This is a genomic window from Desulfotignum phosphitoxidans DSM 13687, assembly GCF_000350545.1.
GTDB classification, from domain to species: Bacteria; Desulfobacterota; Desulfobacteria; order Desulfobacterales; family Desulfobacteraceae; genus Desulfotignum; species Desulfotignum phosphitoxidans.
Genome location: NZ_APJX01000001.1, coordinates 458,837 through 472,936 on the forward strand (window position 1 = coordinate 458,837; position 14,100 = coordinate 472,936).

The 14,100-nt window shown below is 52.6% G+C and carries 13 protein-coding genes; 7 read left to right on the forward strand and 6 right to left on the reverse strand.

What is annotated here, in order from left to right; translation table 11 throughout:
- Positions 1–22: 22 nt before the first annotated feature.
- A complete protein-coding gene (locus DPO_RS02160) occupies positions 23–292 on the reverse strand; it encodes a metal-sensitive transcriptional regulator (RefSeq protein ID WP_006963972.1) in 270 nt (89 codons plus the stop codon).
- 199 nt (positions 293–491) lie between these two features.
- Here DPO_RS02160 and DPO_RS02165 point away from each other — a divergent pair, with 199 nt between their 5' ends.
- The 5 genes from DPO_RS02165 (at position 492) to DPO_RS02185 (ending at position 7,935) form a co-directional block, all read left to right on the forward strand.
- Positions 492–2,003 carry a cache domain-containing protein gene (locus tag DPO_RS02165; RefSeq protein ID WP_006963973.1) on the forward strand — a complete coding sequence of 504 codons (1,512 nt, stop codon included), beginning with the start codon at positions 492–494 and terminating at the stop codon, positions 2,001–2,003.
- Positions 2,004–2,033: 30 nt separating this feature from the next.
- Entirely contained in the window at positions 2,034–3,413 is a 1,380-nt protein-coding gene (locus tag DPO_RS02170) for a sigma-54-dependent transcriptional regulator (RefSeq protein WP_006963974.1), read from the forward strand.
- A 285-nt stretch (positions 3,414–3,698) separates the two neighbouring features.
- Positions 3,699–4,976 (forward strand): L-lactate MFS transporter, encoded by a 1,278-nt coding sequence (locus DPO_RS02175; protein WP_006963975.1) that lies wholly within the window; start codon positions 3,699–3,701, stop codon positions 4,974–4,976.
- Between the two features lie 105 nt (positions 4,977–5,081).
- Positions 5,082–7,046, forward strand: coding sequence for an acetate--CoA ligase (gene acs / locus DPO_RS02180; RefSeq protein WP_006963977.1), 1,965 nt, complete (start codon positions 5,082–5,084; stop codon positions 7,044–7,046).
- 148 nt (positions 7,047–7,194) lie between these two features.
- The gene (locus tag DPO_RS02185; RefSeq protein ID WP_006963980.1) at positions 7,195–7,935 is read left to right on the forward strand and encodes a 4'-phosphopantetheinyl transferase family protein; all 741 of its coding nucleotides are present in this window, start codon (positions 7,195–7,197) and stop codon (positions 7,933–7,935) included.
- 89 nt (positions 7,936–8,024) lie between these two features.
- Here DPO_RS02185 and DPO_RS02190 read toward each other — a convergent pair whose 3' ends face one another.
- The 4 genes from DPO_RS02190 to DPO_RS02205 all read right to left on the reverse strand — a co-directional run bounded on the left by DPO_RS02190 (position 8,025) and on the right by DPO_RS02205 (position 11,085).
- Positions 8,025–8,411 (reverse strand): Hsp20/alpha crystallin family protein, encoded by a 387-nt coding sequence (locus DPO_RS02190; RefSeq protein ID WP_006963982.1) that lies wholly within the window; start codon positions 8,409–8,411, stop codon positions 8,025–8,027.
- 61 nt (positions 8,412–8,472) lie between these two features.
- On the reverse strand, positions 8,473–8,913 hold the full coding sequence (locus DPO_RS02195) for an Hsp20/alpha crystallin family protein (protein ID WP_006963984.1): 441 nt from the start codon (positions 8,911–8,913) through the stop codon (positions 8,473–8,475).
- A 451-nt stretch (positions 8,914–9,364) separates the two neighbouring features.
- Entirely contained in the window at positions 9,365–10,099 is a 735-nt protein-coding gene (locus DPO_RS02200) for a response regulator transcription factor (protein WP_006963986.1), read from the reverse strand.
- On the reverse strand, positions 10,063–11,085 hold the full coding sequence (locus DPO_RS02205) for a sensor histidine kinase (RefSeq protein WP_006963988.1): 1,023 nt from the start codon (positions 11,083–11,085) through the stop codon (positions 10,063–10,065). The genes DPO_RS02200 and DPO_RS02205 overlap by 37 nt, the downstream gene beginning before the upstream one ends.
- Before the next feature lie 156 nt (positions 11,086–11,241).
- On the opposite strand from DPO_RS02205, the gene DPO_RS25465 reads away from it, so the two are divergent.
- Positions 11,242–11,400 (forward strand): hypothetical protein, encoded by a 159-nt coding sequence (locus DPO_RS25465; RefSeq protein WP_006963989.1) that lies wholly within the window; start codon positions 11,242–11,244, stop codon positions 11,398–11,400.
- Between the two features lie 75 nt (positions 11,401–11,475).
- Here DPO_RS25465 and thyX read toward each other — a convergent pair whose 3' ends face one another.
- A complete protein-coding gene (gene thyX, locus DPO_RS02210; RefSeq protein WP_006963991.1) occupies positions 11,476–12,081 on the reverse strand; it encodes an FAD-dependent thymidylate synthase in 606 nt (201 codons plus the stop codon).
- Positions 12,082–12,387: 306 nt separating this feature from the next.
- Between thyX and DPO_RS02215 the strand changes: the two genes are divergently transcribed.
- Entirely contained in the window at positions 12,388–13,812 is a 1,425-nt protein-coding gene (locus DPO_RS02215; RefSeq protein ID WP_006963993.1) for a hypothetical protein, read from the forward strand.
- Positions 13,813–14,100: the final 288 nt, after the last annotated feature.

Genomic DNA, 14,100 nt, shown 5'->3' on the forward strand with positions numbered 1-14,100 from the left:
CTCAATGCTGCGTGCAGCCGGGTCATATCCGTTTGCTCAAAAGTTGCATCAGTTCATCGATCTTTTCCTGAATATCTGCCTGATCCTTTGAGGTCACCGCATGCATCAGGCAATGCTGCATATGGGTTTTCAACACATTCTGTTCCACCTTGTGCAACGCCGCCTTGACCGCCTTGAGCTGGGTCAGAATATCCACACAGTAGCGGCGGTTTTCAATCATTTTTTTGATGCCCTTGATCTGTCCCTCAATGCGGTTGAGACCGGGCAGCTGATCATTGTACTCGGGATGCATGGCAGCTCCTTGATGTGATTCTGTATGATCTAATACTATACCCTGGTAGGGTATTTGTCAAGATTCAAACACGGCCCCCCGCTGTGATCATCCACTGGGATTGCCAAATGTAGCCGCCCGGGGCCGGCAATCTTTCCTTGACACCACCGCGGTTTTCATTCATGAATCAATCCATAACTGTCAGACACAAGGATATGCCATGGCAACCGATCACTATACCCGACCCCATCTCCTCCAGGCGTTGCCGGTCCGGATCGTCATTCCGGTGGCCCTGACCCTAATTTTGTTTATCCTGACCATTTTTCTGTTCATCCTTCCCCAAATGGAATCGTTCATGATGGACGGAAAAAGAGAAACCACCCGGCACCTGACGGAAACCGCCTGGTCCGTGCTTGATTATTATCACGGCCGGGAAACGGCGGGAAATCTGTCCGCCTCCCAGGCCCAGCAGGCAGCCGTGGCTTTGCTGGCACAGCTGCGGTTCGGGGATGACGGCAAGGATTATTTCTGGATCAATGACACGACTCCAACCATGATCATGCACCCCTACCGCCCGGACCTTGAGGGCCAAAATGTGGCCGCATTCACGGATCCGGCCGGCAATCCTTTGTTTGCCGATATGGTGGCGATCACACAAACGTCCGGATCCGGATTTGTGGATTACCTGTGGCAGTGGAAGGAAGACCCCACCCACATCGTGCCCAAAATTTCCCATGTCATGGCGTTTGAACCCTGGGGATGGATTGTCGGCACGGGCATCTATGTGGCGGATGTCAAAGCGGAAATTTCGGCTGTCACGAGAAAAATCACCCTGGCCTGTGCCGGCATTGTGGGCGTGGTGCTGGTGCTGTCCGGCTATATTGTGTGGGCCGCGGCCGCTTCCAGAAAAGAAAGGCTGGCGGCCATGGCCCGGTCCGAATTGCAGGAAAAACAGCTGGTCCAGGCGGACAAAATGGCTTCTTTAGGTATTCTGGTGGCCGGAGTGGCCCATGAAGTGAACAACCCGGCCACCATGTTAATGCTCAACGCGCCGAATCTGAAAAAAGCGTTTGAATCTTTTCTGCCGGTTTTAGACGACCATTTTGCCAGGCATCCGGACGTCCGTGTCTGCCACATGACTTACCCGGACCTGCGCACCCGGATCCAGCGGATGCTGGCCGCCATCCTGGAGGCATCCACCCGCATCAAAACCCTGATTTCCGATCTCAAGGATTTTTCCCGGCCCGCAGACACCCGCACCCCGTTTCCCGACCCGGCAATCGATGTCAACCAGGTGGTGGAAAAAGCCCTGGCCCTGACCCACAACACCCTGAAAAAAATCACCCCCCATGTGTCGGCACATTACGGCACACACCTGCCAAAAGTATCCGGAGATTTTCAGAAACTGCTGCAGGTGGTGATCAACCTGCTGACAAATGCCGGCCAGGCCCTGGAAAACAAGGACCAGGCCATCACGGTCATGACATCGGCCAATCAGCATAAAAATATCGTCACCATTGAAGTCACTGACACGGGTCCCGGGGTAGCTGGGGCCATGCTGGAAAAAATCATGGATCCCTTTTACACCACCCGCAGGGATGAAGGGGGCACGGGCTTAGGCCTGTTTATTTCCGAAAAAATCGTGTCCGACATGCAGGGGGTGCTGGAACTGGTTTCCGAGCCCGGCCGGGGATTTACCGCCAGGATCGTCTTGCCCTGCGCGAAAAAATAAATTATATAAAAAAACATGGAACCCCTGACAATGGATAAACCGATCCTGGTGGTGGATGATGAGCCGGAAATTCTGATGGCCGTGGATACGACCCTGCGTATGGCCGGATTTGCCAACATTGTCACCATCAATGATGCCAGAGACGTGATCCGGCACATGGAGCGGGAGATCCCGGGACTGATCCTGCTGGATCTGAATATGCCGCATATCAACGGGGGCCGGCTGCTCAAGATCATCCGCAAAACCTGGCCGAAGATTCCCGTGATCGTGCTCACGGGCACCATTGAGGTGGACACGGCCGTGAAATGCATGAAAATCGGCGCCATGGATTATGTGATCAAACCCGTGGAGGAAGACCGGTTGGTGGCTGCGGTGAAACAGGCCCTGGCCCTGGAGGAATCCGGAAGCATCGTCAAAAAACCCCTGCATCAGGACCTGTTCGCCCAGATCAAAAATCCGGCTGCGTTCCGCCAGATCATCACCCAGGATAAAAAAATGCACTCCATTTTCCATTATGTGGAAGCCATTGCCCCGTCACTCCAGCCCGTGCTTATCTGCGGCGAAACCGGGGTGGGCAAGGAACTCATCGGCCAGTGCATCCACACTTTGAGCGGGCGTAAAGGCAAACTGGTGGTGGTGAATGTGGCCGGCTTAGATGACAATGTGTTTTCCGACACCTTGTTCGGACATGTAACGGGTGCGTTTACCGGGGCGGACAAGGCGAGGCCCGGGTTGATCGAACAGGCGGCCGGCGGCACCCTGCTGCTGGATGAAATCGGGGATTTGGCCCTGACCTCCCAGGTCAAGCTGCTGCGCCTGCTCCAGGAAGGAGATTACCTGGCCCTGGGATCGGACAAAACCCGGCATTCCGATGCCCGGATCATCGCCTCCACCAACCAGGATCTTTGGGCCCTGGAAACACAGGGAAAATTCCGCCGGGACCTGATCTACCGGTTGTCCACCCACACCCTGACCCTGCCGCCGCTACGGGAACGGCTTTTGGATCTGCCCCTGCTGCTGGACCGGTTCGTGTGCCAGGCCGCATCGGAACTGGACAAGCCCATCCCGGACATTCCCAAAACTCTGATCGAACAGATGGAAACCTATCCATTTAAAGGCAATATCCGGGAACTGAAATCCATGGTTCATGATGCCATATCCCGGTATGAAAAAGGCCCGATTACTGCGGATCTGTTCAAAGGACTGGATGCCGCCGTCCAGCAATCGCCTTTGGACACCCCGTCGCCCGGTCTGGAAACAGACAAGGGACTTCCAACGCTTAAAGAAGCTTCCAATATTCTGGTGGAAAAAGCCATGGAACAGGCCGGCGGGAACCAGTCCGCCGCTGCCAGAATCCTGGGTATTTCCCAGCAGGCTTTAAGCAAACGCCTCCAGAAAATCCGAAAATAAAGCTACAACCTGGGTTGTAGTCACAATTTTTGTTGTAGCACCGGCCCCATGCGTTGGTTTTATCCCTTTTTTCCACGATTTTTTAAAATTTTCACAACTTTAATTGTAAAATACCCCACCCTGCCGACCCAGCAAATATCTTAGAATTTATAATGAAATCAATTAATTATATAAATAGTTTTCCCTGGCACATGGATTGCAATTCTATCTTTTGACAAAAAATGAACCGCTTGCCGGCAAAAATTGAAGCAGGTTCCCCAACATCTGCATAAAAAGGAGAACAACATGGATCAGGTCAAAAACATTGGATGGCGTGTCACATTCGCCGGGCTGGGCATCAACCTGGCTTTAGGCATTCTATACACCTGGAGTATTTTCAAGGAATCCATCAAAGAATCCATTGTGGCCGGGGACGGCCGGTTCGACTGGAACCTGGCCGCGTTGAACGATCCCTATGCCGTGTGCTGTCTGGTGTTTGCTTTTGCCATGATCCTGGCCGGCCGGGTCCAGGACAAAACCGGCCCGAAAATGACAGCCATCCTGGGCGGGGTCCTCACGGGTTCGGGCCTGATTCTCATTGCATTCTCCACTTCCTGGATCGTCTGGATACTGGGGTTCGGCATTCTTACAGGCGCAGGCCTTGGATTCGGGTATGCCTCTGCCACCCCCCCGGCCATCAAATGGTTTCCTCCGGCCAAAACAGGTATGATCGCCGGCATGGTGGTGGCGGGATTCGGCCTGGCATCCGTGTATATCGCCCCTCTGGGCACCTGGCTGATCAACCGGTTCGGTCTGAGCCAGTCCATGCTGATTTTCGGGGTGGCGTTTCTGGTGGTGGTGTGTGTGCTGGCCCAGTTTCTGATCAATCCCCCGGCCGGATATGTGCATCCGGATGCCCGGGCCACGGCCACACGAGCGGCTGCACCCGCAGGCATTGATTTTTCCCCGTCCGAGATGATGAAAACCGGCACGTTTTACAAGCTGTGGCTCATGTTCTGCGTGGGCTCCGGGGCCGGGCTGATGATCATCGGCAGCGTGGCCGGCATGGCCAAGTCCGGTATGGGATCCATGGCCTGGATCGTGGTGGCGCTCATGGCCGTGGGCAATGCCTCGGGCCGGATCATCGCCGGCATCGTATCCGACCGAATCGGCCGGGCCAATACCCTGTTCATCATGCTCAGCTTTCAGGCGGTCATCATTTTTTCCCTGATGTTCATTGCACCGGGTCAAGTGATTTTGCTGGTGATGGCGGCCACGTTTATCGGGTTCAACTACGGTACCAACCTGTCTTTGTTTCCGTCCGTGACCAAGGATTTTTTCGGGCTGAAAAACTTCGGGGTCAACTATGGTCTGGTGTTTTCCGCCTGGGGCGTGGGCGGGTTTATCTTCCCCCGGGTATCCCAGATGATCGTGGCCTATACTGGCACGGCGAAGATGGCTTATATCCTGGCAGCCGCCCTGCTGATGACCGGCGCCGTGCTGGCCTTGATGACCCGGGCGCCTGAGACCGAAACCCAACCCCCGGCCATGGGTATTCCGGTGCCCGTTCCCGGAAAAAACTGATTCCCAGTATCCGTCAAGGCTGATGCCCTTCAGCCTGGCTGAATTTCAAAATTGAATATAATGCAGAACTATTTTTCTTGACCTTCATCTGAAAAGGAGACTCTCATGACGGAAACCCTGTTTCACGCCCCTGACGAATTTCGAAACAACGCCTGGATCAAAAACATGGATGAATATCAGACCCTGTACCAGGAGTCCGTTGAAGATCCGGACACCTTCTGGGCCCGTATGGCGGACAATTTTTACTGGGACAAAAAATGGGACAAAGTCCGGGAATACAACTATCATCTGTCCAAAGGCCCGATCTCCATTCAATGGTTCATCAACGGCAAAACCAATATCTGTTACAACTGCCTGGACCGGCACCTGCCGGAAAGAAAAGATCAGACCGCGTTGATCTGGGAAGGCAACAGTGAGGGAGAAGACCTGACCATCACCTATGGCCAGCTCCATGAAAAAGTATGCCGGTTCGCCAATGCCCTCAAAGAAAAAGGCGTGGTCAAAGGGGACCGGGTGGCCATTTACATGCCCATGATCCCGGAACTGGCCGCCACCATGCTGGCCTGTGCCCGGATCGGGGCCATTCATTCCATCGTGTTCGGCGGGTTTTCCGCCGAAGCCCTGGCCGACCGGATCGAGGACAGTCTGTGCAAAGTATTGGTGACCACGGACGGGGTGATGCGGGGCGCCAAGGCAGTACCCTTGAAAACGGCGGCCGACCGGGCTCTGACCCTGTGCGAAGAACGGGGCCACCAGGTGCAGACCTGTTTTGTGGTCAAACGCACCGGCTCCGACATCCCCATGAAAGCCGACCGGGATGTGTGGTGGCATGAAGCCGCCGATGCCCAGTCCCCTGAATGTCCCGTGGAATGGATGGATGCGGAAGACCCGCTGTTCATTCTTTATACCTCGGGCTCCACGGGCAAACCCAAGGGGGTCCAGCACAATGTGGGCGGATACATGGTATACGCCGGCACCACGTTCAAGTATGTTTTTGACTATCATGACGGGGATATTTACTGGTGCACGGCAGATATCGGCTGGGTCACGGGCCATTCCTACATCGTTTATGGGCCGTTGTCCCAGGGCGCCACCTCTGTGATGTTCGAAGGCGTGCCCACCTATCCGGACCCGGGCCGGTTCTGGGCCACGGTGGACAAATGGAAAGTGAACCAGTTCTACACCGCGCCCACGGCCATAAGGGCTTTGATGGCCCAGGGAGAAAAATGGGTGGAAAAATATGATCTGTCTTCCCTGCGCCTGCTGGGATCCGTGGGAGAACCCATCAACCCGGAAGCCTGGCGCTGGTATCACACCCATGTGGGCAAAGGACGCTGCCCCATTGTGGATACCTGGTGGCAGACCGAAACCGGCGGCATCATGATCTCGCCTCTGCCCTATGCCATCGACCAGAAGCCCGGGTCCGCCACCCTGCCGTTTTTCGGGATTCAACCCGTCCTTCTCAACGAACAGGGAGAGGAATTGGCAGGGGCCTGTGACGGCATACTGGCCATCAAGGAGCCCTGGCCGGGCCAGATGCGCACCGTGTATAACGATCACGACCGGTTCGGCAAAGTGTATTTTCAAATGTTTGACGGCTATTATTTTGCCGGAGACGGATGCCGGAGAGATGAAGACGGATATTTCTGGATCACCGGACGGGTGGATGATGTCATCAATGTGTCCGGCCACCGCATGGGCACGGCTGAAGTGGAATCCGCCCTGGTAAGCCACCCCCAGGTGGCGGAAGCCGCCGTCATCGGATATCCCCACGACATCAAGGGCCAGGGCATCTACGCCTTTGTCACCCTGAATGTCAGTGCCACACCGTCGCCGGAGCTGCTCAAGGAGCTGAAAGCCCATGTCAGGGAAGAGATCGGCCCCATCGCCACCCCGGACATCATCAACTTTGCACCCGGGCTTCCCAAAACCCGGTCCGGCAAGATCATGCGCCGGATCCTGCGTAAAATCGCCACCAATGAATATGACCAGCTCGGAGACATCTCCACGCTGGCGGATTCCGATGTGGTGGGCAACCTGATCACCAGTCACAAGGCTTTGCTGAAATAGTCACGGCTCCAGGCCGGCGCATCGGTTTCGGCCTGGATTTTCCCGGGAGCGGTTTAAAAGCCGCTCCCGGCAGATCTTCTCCCTTTTTTTCCTTAAAAAAAACCGGCGGCTGAATTGACATTTCCGGTCTTTTAGGCAATGATTTCTTATGAACAACCGCCCAGACATGGCGTACCGCCAAATCATCGACCTTCCGGGTCATCAAAAACAGCCGATCATTTTACAGATCCTGACCCTGTCAGATATTCAAAACCGGGTATTTTCTCCGGGAATGCCGCCGGAAGGACCGTCCATGAAGCACCGGGAATTTGACCACGCAATGTTCAAGACAGCGTTTCTGTCAGATGATGAACGGATGCGTGTCAACCGGTTCAAGGCGTTGAAAAAGCAGATGGAGTGGATCTGCGGGCGGTTTGCCATGAAAATTCTTGCCAGAGACATCCTGGAGCCGGATATGCCTCTGGATGAAATCCGGATTGACTACCGGGAAAAAGGGGCCCCCTATCTGGTGCAATTTCCAAAAATCCCCATTTCTTTATCCCACAGCGGGAATTACACGGCCGCCGCCATCACGTCAGACCCAGGCATGGCCCTGGGGGTTGATATTGAAAAAATCGGGAATATGCCGGATGACGGATTCATGAGAACTGCATTCACAACCGATGAGATAGCGCATATGGCACCGGATGCACCCACTGTTTTTACCCACTGGACCATCAAGGAAGCATTTTTGAAATTTCTGGGGCTCGGGTTCAATGAAAGCCTGCACCATGTGGCCGTCATCCACAATCAGATCTATCATTGCGGCCAAAAACAGGCCATTCATTCCTGGTCATGCTTTCCGGATGATCAGTATGTGCTGAGCCTGGTTTATGGCAGAAAAAAATAAACCGGGAAGCCACCCGGAGAAGGCTTCCCGGTCCGGTTCAAGGGTATGTCAAAAAAGGATTCTCCGGGGTTTGTTTTGACAAATACACCTTATGCGGTCTTGATCTCAATCTGCCGGGGTTTGGCTTCCTCGGATTTGGGCATGTGAAGGGTGAGGACCCCGTTTTTCAATTCTGCTTCCACCTTTTCCACATCAATGGTCTGGGGCACGGAGAAATTGCGCACAAACTCCACATTGCCGAACTCTTCCCAGGAAGCGGCCCCGCTGGTTTCCAGTTTTCTCACCCCGGACAGGGAAAGCCGGCCGTTGTCTATGTTCACGGAAAGTTCATCTTTTGCCACACCGGGCATGTCTGCATACAAAAGGATTTCATCTTCATTTTCATAGATATCCACAGCCGGAGCGACTTCGTACAATTCCCTTGTTTTTTCGATATTCTGATCGTCTCTTTTTGCGATTTCAGTCTTTTTATCCATGATGTGCCTCCATATTATATACGATGGTCTTAAGTTCCATGGGCAATGAATCGTTTTTACATCAGTTGATAGTGATCTGCCTGGGTTTTGCCGCCTCGGACTTGGGCAGGGTCAGATAAAGCACGCCGTTTTTCAAGGTGGCTTCCACCCGGTTGCCGTCCACATCATCGGGCAGGGTAAAGCTGCGGGAAAAAGTGCCGTTTCCTCTTTCCGTCTTGTGCACTTTGTATCCATCGGGCAGTTTTTGATCCCGGGAACCGGAAATTTCCAGATAATTTCCCTGAATCTTGATACCCAGAGATTCCTTTTCCATGCCGGGAACTTCCAGCCGCATTTCAAAGCCATCGCCGGTCTGGTACAGATTGGCCCGGAGAAACCCTTCATCCATCAGCCATCGGGTCCCATAGGGACGGCCATAGTCGGTGTATAAATTGTCCAGCCGCTGCCGGAGCAGATCCATGGTTCCGAACAATCTGTCGATATCGCTGAATCTTGTAAACATGACACATCCTCCTTTATTCCATTTTTTTGTTTGTTGTTTGTGAAAGCCGGTATTTGACTGTACTGTATACGGCACTGTCATGAAACCTGTCTGTATGTACTGAATGCGTTAGACCTGCCGCTGCTTTCACCTTCCTGATTCTTTGAGCAAAATTTAGTGATCAAAAAATCCATGTCAATACCTGGCTATTATTTTTTTCAAAAAAATATAATTAGTAATAAAAACAATCATTATTAATAATTATATTATTGACAAAGTAATGACCTGTTTGTATCGTTAAAAACAACGTATCCAATCATTCAAGACATATTTGTCCCAGGAGGTGATATCATGCCGCAGGATCATTACTTTGTTTTAGGCATTACGGCGGATGCCAGCCAGAGGATTTCAGCAATATCAGCCCTTTTCAGGGCCTCGGATCATCATCGGGTTCAAAATGGATTCATAACAATCAGGCGGGATCAAAGAGATAACCCACGGATCGGCGGCTTTTGAAAAATCGGGGGTTTTTCGGGTCTTTTTCAAAATATTTCCTGAACCGGACCATGAAATTATCCACCGTGCGGGTGGACGTATCCCGGGAATACCCCCATCCGGCATTCAGCAATTCTTCCCGGGACAAAGGCTTTCCTCTGTTTTCAATAAAAATTTTGAGCAGGGTGATCTCCTGTTCCGTCAATGTGATCTCGCCGGCCACACACCGGGCTTTGAAAGTGACAAAATCCACATGGTTGTCCCCGAACCGGAAATGGTTCCCGTTAAACAGTCTTACATCCGGTTTTTTTCCCGGCACTGCGGGTTCATACCACGCGCTTTTTTGAATCAGACGCTCCACCCGCAGCAGGAATTCCTCCAGATCAAAGGGCTTGGCCAGATAATCATCCACGCCGTAGCGCAGGCCTTTGACCTTGTCTGTGGTATCTCCCCTGGCCGACAGAATCAGCACGGGAATTTTTTCATCTTCCTGGCGGATGGTTTTTAAGATTGAAAACCCGTCGATCATGGGCAGCATGATATCCAGAACAATGAGATCCGGATGCCAGGCCCGCCATTTTTCAAGCCCGTCAATCCCGTCCGGCGCCACTGCCACAACATATCCGGCAAGGGACAGGTTGAGTCGAAGCCCCTCAGCGATGCGGGCTTCATCTTCTATGACCAGAACACGTTTTTTTTCAGCCGCTTCCATATATTTTTCTCCCTGACATTGGCAATGGCGTTTCTGGGAATGGTAATGGTGAATTTCGCACCACACCCTTTGCCCTCACTGAACACGGACACCCGCCACCCATGGATCTTGGCAATGCTGGAAACCAGATACAATCCCAGTCCGGATCCGGATACGCGCTGCCTGTTTTCCCGGTCGGATTGATAGAACTTGCGGAAAATCTTTTTGGTCTCATGCCGGTCCACCCCAATGCCGTTGTCGATAAAATCAATGGTCACCTTCTGAAGATGGGGTTTGAACACAATGGTTAATTGCGGCCGATCCGATAAATTGTATTTAATGGCATTGGACACAATATTCATGAGCAGCATTTCAAACAAAAACAGATTCACGGGATATTCGAACCGCCCCTGTGTTGGATTCAATATCCGGATATCACACTGCCTGAACAAAGAATCATTTTTCTGACAAAAGGTATCCACCACTTCCACCAGGCTTTTCCGTGTCACTTCGGAATCAAAATTCTGGCTTTCAATGCGGGCCATGTTCAATATCCGGTTGATGTTGTCTGTCAGCCGGTTGATGTCTTCCAGCATACTTTTGCTGTACCGCTTGATATCTTCGGGTTTCAACGGATGGCGGACAAAAGTTTCCAGGTAAAGCCGTAAAGAGGTGACCGGAGTTTTAAGTTCATGGGTGAAATTATAAATAAAATTGTGCTGGAGCCGGAACAGATTCACGGTCTTCTGATAATAGATAAACGCCAGCAGAATCCCGGCCAGGACCACGGTGATCAACAGACTGAGCACCAGGATGGTCATCCCGGTCTTGGAGGGAAAAATCAGTTCCGGGTCGATATGAAACCGGACGGTCACCGTTTCCAGGGCGGACCGGATTTCCATATACAAACTGACGGTCAGTACCAGAAATGTGGCCAGAGCGATAATGGAGCAGGCAAAGATAAATACGGGATGAAGGTACCATCGGGATGGGTTTAAAATCTGCATGGGTCAAACCTGTTTTCAAGTATCATGGCCCTCCGCCGGTGCCGTTTAATTTTTTTAAACCTGGTTGACATTTTTCCCTGGAACGTTACATTATAATTTTAATTGAAACAGAAAACCGGCACAAACACAATACCTGACAGACAAAGGAGATGGATAATGGCCGAAGACAAACAGAAAAAAGATTATTGTGACGCGGAAGACCAGAAAAAAGTGGTGGAAAAAATGAGTGACTGCGACAACACGTCCGATAATGACAAAGACCGTGATGAATGTTACACCAAAGTGACCAAAGAGGATGATGGGTGCATGTCTTAATACGGCGCCATCTTTTTTGAAATCAGACCTTTTTATCGGCCCGCCGGATTATCCCCTCTCCGGCGGGCTTTTTTTTTAAAACACCAGATCATCAAACACCACGGGCAGTTTTTCTTTCAACGCCGCCAGCAGCGGAATCATGAGTGCCCGGATCTGGGGATGGGCTTTTTTGGTGCACCGCAGCGCAAAGATATGGCGCCATTCCCGGATATTGCCTTTGACCACGATTTCGGTTTTCAATGAATTGGGCAGTACCTCTCTTGCCTGCTCCGGTCGCCAGCCGCTCTCCAGCAGGGCCAGGTACCTGTTTTCCGCATCTGCCATGGCCTGCTGCCACAGGGTCTGCTGGGCCGGTGTACACGCATCCCACCAGCAGGGCCGGATGAACTCCATTTTTCCGTCATACCGCACATACCGGGTGGATTCCTGGGCAAAGGAACACAGCCGGTGCCGGACCAGTTCATGGGTCACGCCCCGGTTGGTGACAAACCGGACGATGATGTCCCCGAACTCGATCATGGCATGGTGGCCCCGGTCCCGCATGCGCTGCACAAATCCGGCGGCTGAATCCGTCGTGATGCTGTCTTCGGATTTGTAGCAGGTACGGCCAGCCGCTTCAATGACCTGGAGCAGGTTGTCCGGCAGACTGATGATGTCATGACTTTGGTCAATGATTATCATGGTGTCCCTCCTTATTCGCATTTCTTTTCATTCACCCCAGAATACCATACCCGCTGCAATAAACCTATCTGAAATCGACGGGAAAATTGACAATTTTTACAGGCATGCAAACATTTTTTGCATGAAAATCCAGGGCCAGATACATGTTTCCCCTTATTGAAGACCTCCCTGTAAAAGAGGACACTTTTTGATCAGAGTGCAGGAAATTCTGCCGTGTTACCCCCTTGATACAATCCGTGCCAGGCCGGACCTGACGGGATTGCATCGGGAACATCAACCCCTTTCCAATAATTCAGGAGGACAAAGATGAAAAAAAATCTGAAAAACCCCGTCTCAACATCCGCCAGCATGCTGTGCATGTTGCTGCTGTCCGCTTGCCTGGTCTGCGCGGTCCAAGCACAGGTGCCTGCGGAAGTGGATCCCGATCCCCAAACCTACATGCCCGTGGTCATTGAAAAAGATTTCAAAACGATCATGCAGCAGGATATGAAAGACAAACCAGAGGTTATGGATCGGCAGGAAGACCTTTTGAAGCGCCGGTATGACCTGAGTGACCGTCCCTCGGATGTGATGATGTCCGGGAAACGAAAACCTGTCCAGAAAGGGGTGCGGGTAAAACTCCCCCAGGAAATGACCTGGGACAAGCTGGCTGACATGAAGCCGGCGGAAATAAAAAAATCGGACCTGTTCCCGGAAGGATTTCTGCCGCTTCCCCATGCCAAACATCCCACCGGGGGTCAGGTATTCCCGGAAAACCAGATCGATGAAATCCAGAAACTGGAAGATCGCTCCCTGGAACGGTTCGACGTGGATTTTGATCTCCCGGACCATTTCACACCGGAATTTCCCCCGCCCATCTTCCTGACCACCCGGCCGGATCTGGGAGATGTTTCCCAGGGAAAATTGCTGAGTATCGATAATTACTATGCCATGATGAAAGGAATTCTCACACCCGTCCAGATGGAAGGATTAAGGCTTTTGCTCACGCCTTTTCCCCAGCAGCAGTTCAACCAGACCGAGGATCGGAAGGTCAAAGATCCCAGCCTGGGGGTTTCCTGCCTGGACTGCCATGCCAACGGCCACACCAATGCCGCGTTTCACCTGAATCCGGACACCCGGCCCCAGGCGGCCCGGTTCCGGCTGGACACGGTCAGCCTGCGGGGCATGTTCAACCAGCAGATCCACGGCTCAAAACGTTCCCTTCGGTCCGTAGAAGACTTCACGGAATTTGAACAGCGCACAGCCTATTTTGACGGCGACCATGTCATTGCAGCAAAAAAAGGGGTCAATCTGCCGGACCGGGCCAGCCAGGTGGCCATGATGGCCCAGATGCAGAATCTGTTTGACTTTCCCCCGGCACCCAAGCTGAACGTGTTCGGCAAACTGGACCCGGATATGGCCACAAAGCAGGAAATGCTGGGACAGGAGGTTTTCTTTGGAAAAGGCCAGTGCAGTGCATGCCATCCCGCACCGTTTTATACGGATGACAAGATGCATGACCTGAAGGTGGGGCGGTTTTATGAGCCCAGGGAAAGCAATGGAAAATGGATCACCCCGGTGGGTCCCATCAAATCCTTCACCCTGCGGGGAATCAAGGGCTCACCACCCTATATGCATGACGGGCGGCTGTTGACCCTGGAAGACACTGTGGAGTTCTTTAATCTGGTCACGGAACTGAAACTGACAGATGAAGAAAAAAAAGCACTGGTGGCGTTCATGCGGTGTCTGTAAACCAGGCATATTGACGACATGATAACAAGAACACAGGGAATGCCGGTCCGGTCCGAAAGGGGGCCGGGCCGGCCTATTTTTGCGGCTGTCCACCCCCGGGATACACACAGGCGGTGGTCCAGGAAAAAAGGTTTGTTTTGACTGGAAAGCATCATTTGGCTATAGTCAGAACCAGGCATGGTGGCCAGTGATGTTTTTTGGGCGTGGCAACTGCAAAATCACAGAATCCGGGAATGAATGATTCCGTCCGCTGACCACGGAGCCAATACCGGCCATGCCCTGCCGGGC

Bases quoted from the DNA above. Each gene is read 5' to 3' on its own strand.
- acs (WP_006963977.1), top strand. From the start codon at position 5,082: ATGACGGAAACCCTGTTTCACGCCCCTGACGAATTTCGAAACAACGCC.
- DPO_RS02175 (WP_006963975.1), top strand. From the start codon at position 3,699: ATGGATCAGGTCAAAAACATTGGATGGCGTGTCACATTCGCCGGGCTG.
- DPO_RS02165 (WP_006963973.1), top strand. From the start codon at position 492: ATGGCAACCGATCACTATACCCGACCCCATCTCCTCCAGGCGTTGCCG.
- DPO_RS02215 (WP_006963993.1), top strand. From the start codon at position 12,388: ATGAAAAAAAATCTGAAAAACCCCGTCTCAACATCCGCCAGCATGCTG.
- DPO_RS25465 (WP_006963989.1), top strand. From the start codon at position 11,242: ATGGCCGAAGACAAACAGAAAAAAGATTATTGTGACGCGGAAGACCAG.
- DPO_RS02160 (WP_006963972.1), bottom strand. From the start codon at position 292: ATGCATCCCGAGTACAATGATCAGCTGCCCGGTCTCAACCGCATTGAG.
- DPO_RS02205 (WP_006963988.1), bottom strand. From the start codon at position 11,085: ATGCAGATTTTAAACCCATCCCGATGGTACCTTCATCCCGTATTTATC.
- thyX (WP_006963991.1), bottom strand. From the start codon at position 12,081: ATGATAATCATTGACCAAAGTCATGACATCATCAGTCTGCCGGACAAC.
- DPO_RS02185 (WP_006963980.1), top strand. From the start codon at position 7,195: ATGAACAACCGCCCAGACATGGCGTACCGCCAAATCATCGACCTTCCG.
- DPO_RS02200 (WP_006963986.1), bottom strand. From the start codon at position 10,099: ATGGAAGCGGCTGAAAAAAAACGTGTTCTGGTCATAGAAGATGAAGCC.
- DPO_RS02170 (WP_006963974.1), top strand. From the start codon at position 2,034: ATGGATAAACCGATCCTGGTGGTGGATGATGAGCCGGAAATTCTGATG.
- DPO_RS02190 (WP_006963982.1), bottom strand. From the start codon at position 8,411: ATGGATAAAAAGACTGAAATCGCAAAAAGAGACGATCAGAATATCGAA.
- DPO_RS02195 (WP_006963984.1), bottom strand. From the start codon at position 8,913: ATGTTTACAAGATTCAGCGATATCGACAGATTGTTCGGAACCATGGAT.